Origin of the sequence: Bilifractor sp. LCP21S3_A7, from assembly GCF_052118825.1 — a bacterium.
GTDB lineage: Bacteria > Bacillota > Clostridia > Lachnospirales > Lachnospiraceae > Bilifractor.
Genome location: NZ_JBQKGL010000009.1, coordinates 45,960 through 60,180 on the forward strand (window position 1 = coordinate 45,960; position 14,221 = coordinate 60,180).

Here is a 14,221-nt window from a genome sequence, read left to right on the forward strand (position 1 = left end):
CAATAACAAAGGCTCTTGTCCATCTCGTATGAGATGGACAAGAGCTTTATGTATTGGTGTACCAGGATCAGGTTTTGTGCCTGTTCAATTAGAATTCAGTTAAATCTCCAGATTGCCGATTATCTCATGTATTTTAATTTTCACCGGCTCTTCTCCTTTCTTATGCCGGATCTGTTGTTCCAGGCTTCTGCTGACAGTATCTGTCTGTTTGCCTCGAGCTGTTCACGGACGGAACGCTTTTCCTTCACTTTATGCTTCTCCTCCGGAGAGAGTTCCGGAAGAAGGTCCCGGACGAAATATCGGATATCCTTTAGCATCTTCAGATTGCGTTGTATATCGGCAAGCTCCTCGGTATACGAGGCGATATCTTTCTCCAGCTTTCTGGTTTCTCTGGCAAGTGCAGCAAAGCTGATCTTGTCATCTGTTACATTTTTGTGGAGAAAGCGGCTGGCGGATTCGTACCGGTTCAGGTCGTCAGCATGCTCTGCGCGGAACTTTTCTTTCCGGGTTTTCCATCCGATCTGCATATATTTGTCGTGGACTGCTCTGGTTTCACGGAGATCTTTCAAGGCTTTTCTGATATTGGAAATGGTCTGGATCCTCCGTTGTGCTGCTTTCACAGATCTGCGGATCGAGGTAATTTTCTCGTACGTTTCGGAGAGGCGTTCGTTTAAATCATTCACCGTACGGATTCCGTGATTGTCCATATATTCAAGGAAAAACATAACGTTTGAACAATCACGGAGGGCCCCGTTTGTCTGTGCGTGGTGGCTCCACAGGGCCCTTTCCTTCGCTCGAATATCCAGCTTTGCCTTTATCAGTTCCCGCAGATAAATCGGTTCAGGTTCCGCCTGTGCTTCTGCCTTTGCCTTCTCCTTTGCTTGTGCTGTCTTGCCGGCCTTCGCCTCCTGGGCAGCTTGATAAAACGCATAGATCCATTCTGCCAGCATCCGGATCATGTCACGGATGGACTGAAGCAGGCAGTTGGCTTCCCAGATCTCGCGGTTAAGATTTCCAACGTCTGTCTTGATGCCCTTCTTCTCCATGGCGGTTGCGGCCGGTCCCATATGTTCTGTCGGAATCTGATCGATTCCCTGATTTGCATAAGACTGCAGGCTTACCCGTGCCGGACATTTGTTTTTCTCCAGGTACCGGTTCTGGATCTTCTCCCAGCTGCCTCTCCAGATCTCTGCATTCTCTTTCCGGTTCCAGTCAACGGTATCGACCTTCCGGCTTTTCCATGCGCCGCTTTTCAGCCGGATCCTGTTTCCTTCTTTGTCCAGGATGTACTCCTTCCTGGATTTGGGAAGCCAGAGGCCATTCTCATCGATTCCCCGAAGCGTCAGCATGATGTGGACATGCGGATTGTGGCCGGGCGGGGACGGGTCATGGATGGCAATATCACAGCACATGCCGTTGTCCACAAAGTTTTTTCTGCAGAATTCCCTGACCATTTCAATCGACTGTTCCATAGGAAGCTCTCTTGGAAGTGCCGCAATAATGCTCCGCGCAAGCTGGGCATCAAACCTTGATTCCGATGCTTCAACGGAATTCCAGAGCCTGGAACGGTCAGCGTATTCCGGCGGGGCATTTGCCGGAAGCATGACTTCTGAGTAGACGAGCTCTGGTTTTTTGTAGGCATAGTTCTTGGCCTGGCCGTCGTATTCGCAGAACAGCCGCTGGGCACTCTGGTAGGCTGCGCCTGCTACGGCGGATCCCTTTGATCCGGTCTTCTTGTTGTAACGGGACCTGATAGAAATAGAAAAATGCGGGCAGGTCACCTCGCGGCATCATCTCTTTTCCTGCTGGACAAAGAGTTGCTGTCCGCTCGATTCTTTGATTCTGTTTTTGCATTTCGTGCTTTTCTGCATGCTGTAAGGACTGATTCTTTCCTGTCTGTCCATTTCGTCGGGTATTCACTGATCCGCATGATATTGTGGGATGTGTTCCCATCTGCGATGGTCCTGTTTATTTCAGCGTCCATGATGTCGCCATACAGATTAACGGTAAGATGTAATGGCTTTCCTTCTGCATTAGTGGCGGACACTTTGGCAATGCCTGTGATTTTGATGTCTGTCATTTTTCGCTGCTGGCAGTATTTGAGCAGCATCTGCTGCGCATGATTAATATTTTCTCTGTTCAATAAATTTCCTCCTCGGCTGAAAAAGACCAACGTTCTTATTGGAAAGAACCGTCGGTCTTATGTATAGGTTTGTGGTTATTCTGTTTTTAGCAGGCTGCAGGTTGGCAGATGTTTTTCGTTTATATGCTCTATGCGTATGTACAAGAGAGGGTAGCCGTCTGAAGACGGCGCAGGGGGAACATGGTTCCCACTGGATCAGCAGAGCAGGCACCATCTGCCGTACCGGATGTTCGGCCGGGTGGACGGCAGCGTGACCTGCTCTGCAGCATGGATCTGTCGGCGGCACCTGGACGGCATTTGACGCAATTGCAACCGCCAGGGTGTATAATTGCGCCCTCTTATCAGAGGGACTGTCCATAGCTCTTTTCTTCTGCGTCCTTTATCATCTGTCTTAGCAGTGCCTGTACATCATTTTTATGAAAGGCAAAGGAGAGAAGCTGCATAATCTGCTCGTCGGAGAGCATGTCCGGACGTTCAATAAACTTCTCCAGCATGCCGCCATGGCTGCAAAGCCGGTGTGTCCGTTCTCTGCGGTTCAGATGGCTGAGCTGTGCCTTTCTGATCTTGATTTCATTCTCGTAATATTTCTTCAGGTGTTTTGTCTGGTCTAATTCCTGCTGTAGCTGTTCGGGTGTTCTCTTGTTGTTTATCTTTATCACCTCCTGGGTAAATGAATGCTTTTCTGAATCAGCCCTGACTATCAGGCACAAAGATCGTGCGGAGACAGTTGCGATGGTTCTGTGTAACTGATGGTTTACGGTTACTGGATGTTTGCTGATTTTTCCTGTATTTATCTCCTGCCCCGGGAAGCGGCAGCATGACCGCGTGAGGGATTTTATCAGGCGGATGACTGCTGATCATCACCACGGGTCCAAGTGAATTTGTCCTGCCCGGGAATCTGCCCGGGTCCGAATGCCCTGCCAGTTGCAGGATTGTCATGCCTGCTGCAGGCGGAAGTATCATTCTACGTCCTGTCATCGCCTGATCCGCGGAAGCAGTCCGCAGATCTTTTTTCGTGGTATTGTTCGCTCCCCGAATCGGATCATCGCGTACCAGAGAAAAACGGCTCGCACCTTTCAAAGCACAGACACAGAAATGAAGTACCTGATAAAAGATCTCTTCAGTTGTCAAGGTCCGGTGAAGAGATCTTTTAAAAACCCCTTCATAAGTACATGGACAGAAAGGGGTCATTTGGTGGGGTATTTTTGAAAAAAATAAATTTTTTCGCCGATTGTAAAATGAAGTTGGACACTTGAGTCACCTCCCGGGCTCTGCCCGGACCCGCCCCTCGCCGGGTAGGCAGGGAAGCAGTTTTCCTGCTTCCTGCGGATAAAGGGTACTCCGTGTCATTCCGTCAAGGGCTTTCGCGGCATAAATCCTCGCACCAGAAAACGGTGCTTCGGTTTATTCCACGATCCCCTGACTCCATTCCCGCTCCCAAGGCGGTGTGGCAGCAATAAAAATGTCCATAGCGGGCATTCTCTGGTAGAATGGTAGTTCTCACACAATCATTCAAAGGAGGAATGTCTGGTGTCAGGTTCCGATTAAATTTACATAAACGACTTTATATTCTTTTTTTAATCCGTTCCTGACACCTTTACTCAGAGATAAACTAAAACAAAAAGCAAGTGCAAATATTGAAACTTGCGCTTTTGAAAAATTATATGGTGCGGGTTTCACGGATTCAGGTTATATGAGAAGATTAAGCGTCATAAGGATCACATCCTTAACACGATCCGGCTTGGATTGAGCAATGCCAGGATTGAGGCAACCAACAATAAAATCAAATTGATTATCCGCAAAGCTTATGGGTTTCGCAATATACAGAATATAATGGATATCGTATATCTTGTATGCTCTGATATCGCCGTTCCACTTCAAAATCGAAAACCTACTATAGTGTCGGAAGCAGTGTAATTACTGGATAAAATGGCATTTCTCACCCACAGGGATGCCCGAAGAGCCTTTTTTTGCTATTGAAATAATGTAATTGATATGCTATGATAATATCAGTTAATATCAGTTAATATCAATTAATTGTTATATTTTTATGACAAAACGAGGTTGTTCCATTGTATTGAAAATCTTTTCTTTAAATTTTTCTCTCTAATTTATCATAGTACATCTTTGATCAGTGAACGGATATATAAAAGAATGTTATAGCACCACCTATTAACCATAATATCCGATTGTATTATCATCGCCTTGTCGGTTTATGACATTAAGAAAAACCAGTAATAAAAGATATTACTGAAGCTAATAATCATTAATGTCGGGCGTAATTGGTAAATACGGCGAATTTTTTAAGATCGGGGGGGTTCTTATGAAGAAATTTTTAGCAATTGTTACATCAGCTGTTCTAGGACTAGTTATGGCCATCACACCTGTATATGCTGGTACTAATAACAACAAAGATAGAGCTTTCTCAGATACGGTACAAGGTCAATTGATAAGTGATAATGGTGACATCATATATATTACAGGGTATAAGGATACTAAACTTCGTTCGTTGGCAAATAATGATAATGAGCAAACTGTAACTTATAAATATTTGGTTCCAATGTCAACTTTCTCTCATAATCATAGTGTATCAGGAAGCGATTCGACGGGTTATATATCAGCAACAGTAACTATTTATTATACAGAGAACAATGCATATGCTCCTTCAGAATATTTATTGACTCGTGTATCAGGGATCTGGAGGGATCCAAATCCTAATGATGGAACTTCTGTAAGCAATGCTGCACATATAAAAGCCAATTGCTCTGGCGCTGGACATACAAATCAATGGAAAACGCAAATAAAAGAAGGCGATATAAAAAGTGGGACTTCTCTATATACTGGATTTAATAATTCTATATACTCAACAAATGGATCTTTAGGTGCCTACTTTTCTTTGAGATTATCACAGGGATCAAGTCGAAGCTGGACCTTAAATCTTCAATGCTTCGCTTTTTAACTCGTATGATTTATGCACAAAGGAGACATCTTCATGGATAAAAATAAAAAGGCCTCTCGCCATATCTCCATTTTGGGATTCACTCTATTGGCACAGGGAATGGTACTAATAGATCTGTTTTGTAGGGAGCCCCTTAATTTTTTAATAAGGTCAAATCCCACCTCAATTCTGCCGTTTCTTTTGTTGCTGTATACCGTTTTTCCGGGGCTTTTGACAGGTGTGTTTCTGTTTCTTGCAACAAGAAATAGAGGCGAGGATACAATGAAAAGAGAGTTCATGAGTGGTATTTTGGTGATCTCCATCAATATCATGATTTTAGGTGTGGGATATTGTACATTTAGTCTAGTGGAAATATATGTCCACCCTCTTATTTTTGTGATGCTTGGCTACGGAATAATTACTTTAATTTACGCAGGCAGACGGAGGCATCTAAACAGAACGGATGAACAGAATGGATTTAGGAGGTAGCAATTACATCTTAGTTTATTTTGCAAAAAAATGAACAGCATTGAAAGATTTTGAATGAATGTGAACTTCTCAAAAAATTTCCACTAAAAGTTATCCAAGCTGGGCTGACACCCTGTTACTGTTCAGACGTATGCCTGCACCACCAGGCCCCATAGCTTAGACTGATACCAGTCGTAGGCTATCGGGCCTTATCTTTTTATCCAAATGCTTCGGATACTCTGCTGAATACATTCGATCCGTCTTCCTGGCGCATCAATGCAAGCATGCTCATGCATTCACAGAGATACTCGATTGTCTCATTACTCCGGAACGATACAGCCTGTACCTGCTTCCTCTTGTACTTTCGCAATGCTCTTTCTACAGCATTATTGGTTGTCGGTACAAGAATGTTATGCAGGAACAGCAGGTGATTCTCTTTTTTCTCCTGCATTCTTTTCGCCAGGTTGTATCCATCGCGGTAGTAAGGACTTGGAGGGATGTCTTTATACTCTTTCATAGCATCCTCAAGTATCCGGTCATATTTCTTTTCATATTCGGATACTTTCTTTTCGTCCGGAACTTCACTTTCCGGAAGACCGTTCCGATAATGGATCATTTCCTGAATCAGCTCCCGCATTTCTTTATTCCAGGAGCGTTCCGGTTCATTGTCCATTCCGTCTTTTAAATAACGGAGAACGTGTGCAAGGCATTCCTGATGATCGGAACCATAATTATAAAAAGTTGATTCATGATTATGGACAAGGATGCCCTGATAATCTTCAGCAACAGTGCCGGTGACACCACTGTGGCTTTTTTATTGCGTCCAAAATAGAGTGTTTTCCCATCCGGCGTCGCGCATACAAACACGTATGCACTCTCCCCATTCGCTCTGGCATTGGTACAGTCCACGTGCATAACCGGGGAAAGTAACATATCATTAAACGCTTTCTGGAGCTCTGCTTCAGATTTCTCTGCAAATGTTTTGCTCAGGGAATTAATCATCCCCTTGGAAATATTCAGCCTGCCGCTGGTGAGCTCTGAGAGGAACTGTCTCCATTTATCAATCGATACACAGCACTCGTTATTCAGAAGAAACAGAAAGGCCTTAATGCTTCCGTCGTAATTCACATCATTAACGACACCTTCAGGAAAAGCCGCATGAACCCTTTCTCCCGTCTTGGAATTATAGTAAATATCTGCCTGGTATTCCTGTACATCAAGCAGCAGACGTATGCCGATCATCTGTTTTACGATTGAACGTCTGGTTTTCTTGAAGTCTGGGTTCTGCATTACCTGCTCTGGTGGAGGAAGGACGATTCTTGCCTGCGTCGGGGTCTGCTTCTTGCGTTTATGGCCTGGATGTCCAGGCTGTGCACCTGGTTTTCTTCCAGTATGCTCACGACCGTTGGAGATCTTTTTGTGGTTCTTTGATTTTGAAGACGGGATAGAGGAATTGTAATCCCTGTTGATCTGTGCTCGGAGCTTGAGGTTTTTCCCCTTTTCTTCTTCCAGCTCTGAGGCTGCCTCATAGAATTTCCGCCGCCATTCCTTCTCACCCTCAAGGGCCTTATCTCTTTCACGAAGAGCATCCCATTTCTGACTTTCTTCTTTTTTTTCTATATCAGAAAGACTTTTTTCATAGCCTTTCTGCGCTTCGATCAGGGCGTCCCACCAGATATTACGGACACGAATGGTTTCCAGGTGGGCATCAGTCAGCTCTTTACGCAGCTTTTTAATCAGCTTTCTATGCAGATACAGCTGTTTTTCATAAGATTCAACCATCCTCCGGAACATATCGCCTGATTCAAGTGCAGCGATACGCTTCCTGGCAGCTATCAGCTGAAGCTTAAGAGAGAAGTTGTGATCAAAAGATGCGTCTATCATCAAACGCTCTGGGGTGGTGAGTGTACTGTCAAAATGCCATGTTGATAACTGTCCGGAAGTGTGGAAAAGTGCGAAAAAAACAATTTCAGATGTTCCGCAGGAAGAGTTTTTCAAGGAAAAACAGCTGATATAGGGGATAAAAGACACGGATAAAAATAGAGCAGAGAAGTTATCAACATTACCTCTTCTGCTCTTGGAAGTTATCAACAATTAAAAAAATAAATTTCAGCACATTTCACAATGAAAAATAATAGAGTGTGAACAGTAACGTGAACAGTAACAATATTGTTGGTCAATAGAAATATATTACAAAGAAGTGTGTCATATACCATAATAAAAATAAATAGTATATTAAAAGCAAAGGATTAAATCAATACAACGGTTTGATGCGGCTATTATCAGAACGGAAGGAGGTGAATCCGTTGGTTTTGATATCTTTGAAAACATGTTATCTCTCTACTTACCCCATGTAACCGGTATTTTTTTAAGGAGAACTATATGAGAAGCGAACAGATTTTCAAATTATCAAAATGATCAAAAATAATTGTTTGTATTGTTTTAACAATGTTGTTTGTTGTTTTATGCGGTAAGACTGTTTTTGCAAATAACTGCGAGGACAGGGATTATAGTGGATATACTGGATCTTATGGTTTTGCAACTCATACACGGGATAAAACAGACGCAACGTCTGCATACATTTATCACTATGGCCCTGTGGGGGTGAATGTTCAGGTGCGAAGTCAGGGCATTAACTATACTGCAAATGGGAGCTCTTATTATGTTGCCCCTGGAACCAGCAGATACTTGCCGAATTATGTTTATGAAAGTGGAAAACGAGATTGCTATCTATACATTACTTCAGTGCCGTCTGCTACTGTTTCAGGAAAATGGAGTCCTGATAGTGTCTGAGGATCAAGTATGAAACACAAACTGTTATCTGTTATTATCGCCGCCATTGCCATTATTTCAGGACTTCTGGTTTTCCGGTATTTTAATTTGAGCCGTCCTGTTTATAGCGGCAATGGAGCTGATGCAGACCCATATGCTGCAGAAAATCAAACATCCGTAAGTGTGTCGGTTGATGAAAACGATCAGAATAGTGATCAGGTATCCTCTTCAGGAGCCTCTGCGAGTGCTGAGAATCCGGATCAGAAATCCTCATCTGATGGGGAGATATCTTCCAGTACCGAGATATATACGGGAAAGGAAGGCCTGATTAATTATCTGCATGCAAGGGGAAGAAAGATCAATCCGAATAGTTGTGTAAGCGCAGGAGAAGATATAACTGTAAAGTTCGATTTTGCTGATACCATAGCAGTGAATACGGAAGAGGATTACTATAATGCTTATTCTGAACCCCTGACTTTTAATGTTAATCCCGCGTTTGAGGTCCAGAAAAAACTGCCGGACACACTTTCAGCAAATGCACGTGAAAAAATTGCAAATTATGGTATTGCAGAAGTAGATGATCAGGGAAATATCTTAAATGGATATTCATGTCTTATCGTCGATATCAGTGTGACCAATGATTCCAAGAAAGATTACGATGGCCTTCTCTGGGGGGATTTGTGGCTTAGAGTTGGAATGAGTTCGAATTACACAGGTGAAGTGATTGCAGTATCGGATGACAGAGGTTTTTCAAAATCATACTTTCAGGAAAGTATCCCTTCAGGAGAAACGATTGAAAAGAAGATTGTATTCCTTCCTCCGGATGAGTGTGTGAATAACCATCTGCTCTGGCTGGAAATTAATCCTTCCGGTACTGTGGGAGGCAGTCGTGATTTAAATGGCTATGTTGTTTTAAACTGAGTATTTATCATCAGTTCTGAACGAATGATAAGCGTGCTATATGAAAATGCCTTTATGAGAGAGGAGCGTGCAGGGTGTACCAGTCAGAAAGTTTATTTCTTATCGGTATAAAAAGAAGTATGAAGAACAGCGGGACTTGGGTAGGCCTTCTGACTGGCGCCTGCATTGCGTTGACGCAGATTTTCAGGGAGCAGGTCCCTGCATCTCTTGCGAATCATACGCTTTTTTATGAAAAATTGCGTTCTCTGCAGCCCAACACAGCATCGGTAAAGTGCATGATCGGAAGTGGCACTTCGGTAGAAGCGTTTTTGTTCTTTATGTTATTACCGATTATTGCTTCCATGCCCTATGCGATCACTTTTTTTGAGGATCTGCATGCAGGGTACCTCAAATCAATACTGGTCAGGGTTGACAGAAGAAAATATCTTCAAACCAAATTTTGCGGCAGTATCATAGCCGGGGCAATTATTACGATGCTGCCATTATTGATGAATTACCTGTTTTCACTTGTCCTGCTTCCAAATTTATTGCCGAGTTCAATATTTGGAAATGGCATCTCAATAACAACCCCGGGTTATCAGCTGTATTTCTCTCATCCGACCGTTTACTTATTGCTATTTATTCTGTTTGATGGATTGATTGGCGGATTTTATGCCGGAATAGCACTGCTGTGCTGTTTTCTTTCAGATTATCTGGTTGTAGTGATTATTATTCCGTTCTTTTTACAGCTGATCTGGCATATCCTTTGCAGTGTGACGGGTATGTATGATTTTTCACCAATTTATTTTTCCATGGCGGGGTATGGATCAACGGTACACCCTCTTTATGCCGGACTGGCCATAGCAGCGGCTCTTGTTTTGTTTTTTTTCATTTTCATAAAGAAGGGCATGAAAGAGGACGTACAGTAATTGTTCTGAGGATAGAAGTGAATGTCTGATATGGGAAAAAGCGATGCCTATAAACATAAGAAATGTTGCAGAGGCATTCTGGTCCTTGGACTGCCTGCCATCTGGATTCTGATCGCAATTTTGGGTGTTTTTCTTGTGTTTCGGAGGTTGTGTGATTTTTACCGGCTTGATATATGTTTTCTGGACCTTATGCGTAAATTCCAGGACAGTGTTTCCATGGGCATTGTTATCGTTCCTGCGGCTGCACTTGCCAACTGGGCGATTCATGTAAAGACATATCATGCGCAGTCCATTGTCCGTTTGAGAACAAGGAAAGAGATTTTTGATAATATGATGAAGTCCTCTGCCTTGTTTGCGGTCTACCTGGCTGTGATCCAGATTGCAGGAACGTTTCTTATAGCGGGGATTTTTTCAATTCCGGCAAATAACTGGTTTTCGGATTCCAGCTTTTTTTATGCGGAGACATTTTCCGTAGTGCATATTGAAACCGGGTGGGTTTTCCTTTTTGCATGCTATTGTCTGTTCATGAAATACCTGCTGATTTTCATCCTGCAGGATATCTGTTCGTGGAACAGGCTTGGCAGTGTCTGGTGCATGCTTTTATTTATAGGTATCGGGGTGGTCGAATCCAGATGCCAGGTTCCTGTATTTTTTGACCTGATCAATATCCGGTATGGTTTTGTTAAGAATGCACAATGGTATCTTCTGACAGTGGCGTTATGCTCTATTGGTGCCTTTATCATGATACAGGCAGGAAGGTCTTTCTTTGAACACAGGGATTATTTCCAGAAATAGGAAAAAGCATATCAGGGTTGTAACGTGGACGAAGCATGAGCTGTGTCTGCTGCTGACAGCTTTCGGGCTTGTCCTGTTTGCTTTCCTTCTGTTCCGGACAAATCTTTCGAACATAGAACAGTACAGACAGAGCCGGATCGCCTGGTCGGCAGGAGACCTGATGCTGTTTTTCTTCAAGGGAAACCTGCCGTCATATCTTGTGCAGGACGGCCCGCCCTTTAATGTACCGATATTCTGGTTCGCATATTACCTTGGGTTTGTCCTGATTTTATGCCTTCGCTTATCGGAGGAATTCAGACTGGCTATGAAGGGCAGAATCATCCGGTATCCTTCCAGGCTGGCGTGGAGTGGAAGGATCATCTGCTGGATACTGCTGGATGCGTTTGTTTATGCGATAGCTGCAATACTGGCTTTATATCTGGCAGGCTGTGCCGGTTCGGGAAACGCCGGATTACAGGTCCATGAGGAAGTACAGGGTGCCCTGACACAGACAGATATTTCGCAGCAGATTTTCCGCAGCTGTTTTCCCGGGTTTTGCTGGATGCTTCTTATTTCTCTGATTGCAGCCGGCATGATCCAGTTCCTGGTTTCTGAAATTTCCGGATGCCTGTATGGTTTCATCAGTCTGGTTATCTTATTGGTCTTGACTGTTGCCTGGATGAATGACGTCCTTTTCCTGAACGCCACGATGTGGACACGTTTACAGCCAGGACTTGACGGACACGTGCGTCTGGGGATATCAGGTATTGCTGCTTCCGCAGCTGCCTTTCTGTCTATTGTAATTGCATATCAATACATTCAGAAAAAAGATTTTATCGTTCATGGATAAAAATAAAGGAGCACGTATGGGTTATCTTCAGGTGGAGCATGTTTCAAAAATGATTAAGGGTGTTGAAATCCTTCAGGATATCAGCTTTTCTCTGGACAAAGGCTGTATCTGCGGACTGCAGGGTAAAAATGGGTGCGGAAAATCCATGCTGCTTCGCGTTCTCTGCGGGCTGGTGCTTCCAAGTGAAGGCGAGGTGATCATAGACGGGAAAAAGCTGGACCGCAGACATTCATTTCCCGAAAGCTGCGGCGTATTAATTGAATCGCCCGGATTTCTGAATAACTACACGGTTATGGATAATCTGGAAAGCCTGGCTGAAATCCGCGGTGTCATAGGAAAGGACGAAATTGAAGCGGTTTTAAAGCGGGTGGGGATGTTTGACAACCGCAACAAGAAATTCAGACAATGCTCCCTCGGCATGAAGCAGAAGGTGGGAATCGCTGCCGCCATCATGGAAAAGCCGGACCTGATACTCCTGGATGAACCGACAAACGCACTGGACCAGAAAAGTACAGAGAATTTCTGGAGGCTGATACAGGAGGAGAAGGAGAGAGGCGCGCTGATTATTGTGGCATCGCATGATCTGGCTGACTTAGGAAATGCAGCTGATAAGGTCTACTGTATGGAGGAGGGAAGGATAACAGGTGAAAAATAAAGTAAAAGTATCCTTGATTCTCTCTGTTCTGGCTGCACTTACGGTCACCTTCGGAATTGGATATCGTAATGTAAACCGTGCATATGCAGAGACTGCGCTAAACAGTGTGCCTGAAGGGGAAGCGCTCTCCTTCAATGATTCCGTCACAATCAAAGTAGAAGATTCTGAATATATGCCGCAGAATTGGAAGAGTGACCAGATCAATCCGAATGGACAGGGAGATTATCGCGTCATACATGCGCACCTCTTATTTGCGAATATGGGAAGCAGCGAGGAGACAGTTGACCTGTCTGAATTTTACATGTCGACAACCGGGTATTCCCAAGGCGTATCGCTGGAATTCCTTTCATCAGGTGACAGTACTGGTACCTCTGGTATCAATATCACGATTCCCGTGGGGGGAGAAGCAGAAAGTGATTTGTATTATGTTATCCATAGCATTTCGTTTACGGATGCGCAATGGAAATCTATAGAAAAGGAAAAATTCTGGATTTCCTGCAGTGAATACTATCCGGAAAGACAGAGACTGGAGCTGGATCTTTAATAAAGCAATCAAGGGAAAGCTATCGGCAACTTATGATTTATATCCTGGCATTGACCAGTCAGGATCCTGATGTTACTCTTGAATCATAAGGAGGAGTGTTCCTGTGGGAAAAAGACTGAACACACTGGGACAGACTCTTGTAACCGCTGGTTACAAAGCTAAACTGGATACTACAATCAAGAAGATACTGGCTGAGAAGCCAGTGCTTGCATGGATTTTGCAGTATACCGTCTCAGAATTTGAAGGTCTTAACAGACAAGAAATAGAAGAACTGATTGAAAATCCCTCGGTTGCGTCAATCCCTGTGTATCCTGGCACAACTAATGATATGATTACAGGGATGCCTCAGGAGAGTGCGGAACTGGGCGAAAATACGGTCACTTATGATGTGAGGTTCTTCGCAAAATCTCCGAAAGGAAAGACTCCGGCGGAGTATACGTTGATCATCAATATTGAAGCACAGGGAACACCTTACCGTTCTTATTATCTTGAAACGCGGGGTATTGCGTACTGTTGCCGATTGATTTCTGAACAAATGTGACGCAATGTCAAGAGAGATCATTATGAGAATTTACAGAAAGTTTATTCTATCTGGATTGTAATGAACTGTCCTCAGAAGTGGGCGAATACAATTACACAGTATGGGGTTACTGGTGAAAATCTATATGGCAGTTATGATGGAGATCCGAGAATAGACCTAATGCGTGTGGTCATGATCCGGCTGCCAAAGGATGATGAGCTGGAAAAGGCCGGAAATAAAGCCACGAAACTACATGAGATGCTGATTACGATCCTTTCCACTATAATACAGCCTGAAGAAAAGCTCATGCGAATGGAAAAAGATTTTAAGATTGAGATCACCGAAGAAATTGTGCAGGAGGTGAATGATATGTGTAATTATAGTGATGTGATTGAGAATAAGGGCGCTGAAAGAGGTTATGACAAGGCGCAGGTGGATATGGCCGAACGCATGATTAAAAGTGGTGAGCCTGAACAAAAGATTGTAGATTATACTGGTCTTACAGAGGAGCAGGTAAATTTGCTAAAGAAAGAAATCATGTCAATGGCATAAAAATGAATTTTGCGATTTGCTATGTGTGGGATTCAGATATAAAGACTGTTAAGAACTAAACATAGTGAGCTGGTGTAAGAACAGCATATGGTATGGATGTTTTCCGTTGCAAGAAATAATAACGATTCATCAGCCTGCCTGAAATGATCCGACAAAAGTATGACAGAACCCGTGAT

Annotated in this window: 17 protein-coding genes; 12 read left to right on the top strand and 5 right to left on the bottom strand. The window is 43.6% G+C overall.

The features are described 5' to 3' along the window. Window positions 1-140: 140 nt before the first annotated feature. The 3 genes from mobQ to ACTQ1O_RS09410 all read right to left on the bottom strand — a co-directional run bounded on the left by mobQ (window position 141) and on the right by ACTQ1O_RS09410 (window position 2,802). Window positions 141-1,781 (bottom strand): MobQ family relaxase, encoded by a 1,641-nt coding sequence (gene mobQ, locus ACTQ1O_RS09400; protein WP_279199008.1) that lies wholly within the window; start codon window positions 1,779-1,781, stop codon window positions 141-143. Next, window positions 1,778-2,143, bottom strand: a complete 366-nt coding sequence (locus ACTQ1O_RS09405; protein ID WP_279199009.1) for a hypothetical protein — start codon at window positions 2,141-2,143, stop codon at window positions 1,778-1,780. Before ACTQ1O_RS09405 ends, mobQ begins: the two co-directional genes overlap by 4 nt. Before the next feature lie 341 nt (window positions 2,144-2,484). After that, window positions 2,485-2,802, bottom strand: a complete 318-nt coding sequence (locus ACTQ1O_RS09410; RefSeq protein WP_279199010.1) for a DUF3847 domain-containing protein — start codon at window positions 2,800-2,802, stop codon at window positions 2,485-2,487. A gap of 1,042 nt (window positions 2,803-3,844) precedes the next feature. Between ACTQ1O_RS09410 and ACTQ1O_RS09415 the strand changes: the two genes are divergently transcribed. The 3 genes from ACTQ1O_RS09415 (at window position 3,845) to ACTQ1O_RS09425 (ending at window position 5,570) form a co-directional block, all read left to right on the top strand. Further along, window positions 3,845-4,060 carry a transposase gene (locus tag ACTQ1O_RS09415; RefSeq protein ID WP_441475034.1) on the top strand — a complete coding sequence of 72 codons (216 nt, stop codon included), beginning with the start codon at window positions 3,845-3,847 and terminating at the stop codon, window positions 4,058-4,060. Window positions 4,061-4,466: 406 nt separating this feature from the next. Then, a complete protein-coding gene (locus ACTQ1O_RS09420; protein ID WP_441487053.1) occupies window positions 4,467-5,102 on the top strand; it encodes a hypothetical protein in 636 nt (211 codons plus the stop codon). A gap of 33 nt (window positions 5,103-5,135) precedes the next feature. Then, window positions 5,136-5,570 carry a hypothetical protein gene (locus tag ACTQ1O_RS09425; protein ID WP_279199012.1) on the top strand — a complete coding sequence of 145 codons (435 nt, stop codon included), beginning with the start codon at window positions 5,136-5,138 and terminating at the stop codon, window positions 5,568-5,570. 196 nt (window positions 5,571-5,766) lie between these two features. Here ACTQ1O_RS09425 and ACTQ1O_RS09430 read toward each other — a convergent pair whose 3' ends face one another. After that, complete coding sequence (locus ACTQ1O_RS09430) at window positions 5,767-6,315, bottom strand: IS66 family transposase (protein ID WP_441487127.1); 549 nt, start codon at window positions 6,313-6,315, stop codon at window positions 5,767-5,769. Next, window positions 6,231-7,433: a hypothetical protein gene (locus tag ACTQ1O_RS09435; protein WP_330684135.1), complete on the bottom strand. Its 1,203-nt coding sequence runs from the start codon at window positions 7,431-7,433 to the stop codon at window positions 6,231-6,233. The genes ACTQ1O_RS09430 and ACTQ1O_RS09435 overlap by 85 nt, the downstream gene beginning before the upstream one ends. Before the next feature lie 564 nt (window positions 7,434-7,997). Here ACTQ1O_RS09435 and ACTQ1O_RS09440 point away from each other — a divergent pair. The 9 genes from ACTQ1O_RS09440 to ACTQ1O_RS09480 all read left to right on the top strand — a co-directional run bounded on the left by ACTQ1O_RS09440 (window position 7,998) and on the right by ACTQ1O_RS09480 (window position 14,045). Beyond that, window positions 7,998-8,342: a DUF2712 domain-containing protein gene (locus tag ACTQ1O_RS09440; protein WP_441487054.1), complete on the top strand. Its 345-nt coding sequence runs from the start codon at window positions 7,998-8,000 to the stop codon at window positions 8,340-8,342. A gap of 9 nt (window positions 8,343-8,351) precedes the next feature. Beyond that, complete coding sequence (locus ACTQ1O_RS09445; protein ID WP_279199013.1) at window positions 8,352-9,242, top strand: hypothetical protein; 891 nt, start codon at window positions 8,352-8,354, stop codon at window positions 9,240-9,242. A 74-nt stretch (window positions 9,243-9,316) separates the two neighbouring features. Then, window positions 9,317-10,150, top strand: coding sequence for a hypothetical protein (locus ACTQ1O_RS09450; protein ID WP_441101254.1), 834 nt, complete (start codon window positions 9,317-9,319; stop codon window positions 10,148-10,150). A 21-nt stretch (window positions 10,151-10,171) separates the two neighbouring features. After that, window positions 10,172-10,945 carry a hypothetical protein gene (locus tag ACTQ1O_RS09455; protein ID WP_441487055.1) on the top strand — a complete coding sequence of 258 codons (774 nt, stop codon included), beginning with the start codon at window positions 10,172-10,174 and terminating at the stop codon, window positions 10,943-10,945. Then, window positions 10,917-11,774 (top strand): hypothetical protein, encoded by an 858-nt coding sequence (locus ACTQ1O_RS09460; protein WP_441487056.1) that lies wholly within the window; start codon window positions 10,917-10,919, stop codon window positions 11,772-11,774. The genes ACTQ1O_RS09455 and ACTQ1O_RS09460 overlap by 29 nt, the downstream gene beginning before the upstream one ends. Then, entirely contained in the window at window positions 11,767-12,429 is a 663-nt protein-coding gene (locus tag ACTQ1O_RS09465) for an ABC transporter ATP-binding protein (RefSeq protein WP_279199017.1), read from the top strand. Before ACTQ1O_RS09460 ends, ACTQ1O_RS09465 begins: the two co-directional genes overlap by 8 nt. Beyond that, window positions 12,419-12,973, top strand: a complete 555-nt coding sequence (locus ACTQ1O_RS09470) for a hypothetical protein (RefSeq protein WP_279199018.1) — start codon at window positions 12,419-12,421, stop codon at window positions 12,971-12,973. Before ACTQ1O_RS09465 ends, ACTQ1O_RS09470 begins: the two co-directional genes overlap by 11 nt. A gap of 103 nt (window positions 12,974-13,076) precedes the next feature. After that, the gene (locus ACTQ1O_RS09475; RefSeq protein ID WP_441487057.1) at window positions 13,077-13,514 is read left to right on the top strand and encodes a hypothetical protein; all 438 of its coding nucleotides are present in this window, start codon (window positions 13,077-13,079) and stop codon (window positions 13,512-13,514) included. A 60-nt stretch (window positions 13,515-13,574) separates the two neighbouring features. Continuing rightward, window positions 13,575-14,045, top strand: a complete 471-nt coding sequence (locus ACTQ1O_RS09480; RefSeq protein ID WP_279199163.1) for a hypothetical protein — start codon at window positions 13,575-13,577, stop codon at window positions 14,043-14,045. Window positions 14,046-14,221 lie beyond the last annotated feature (176 nt).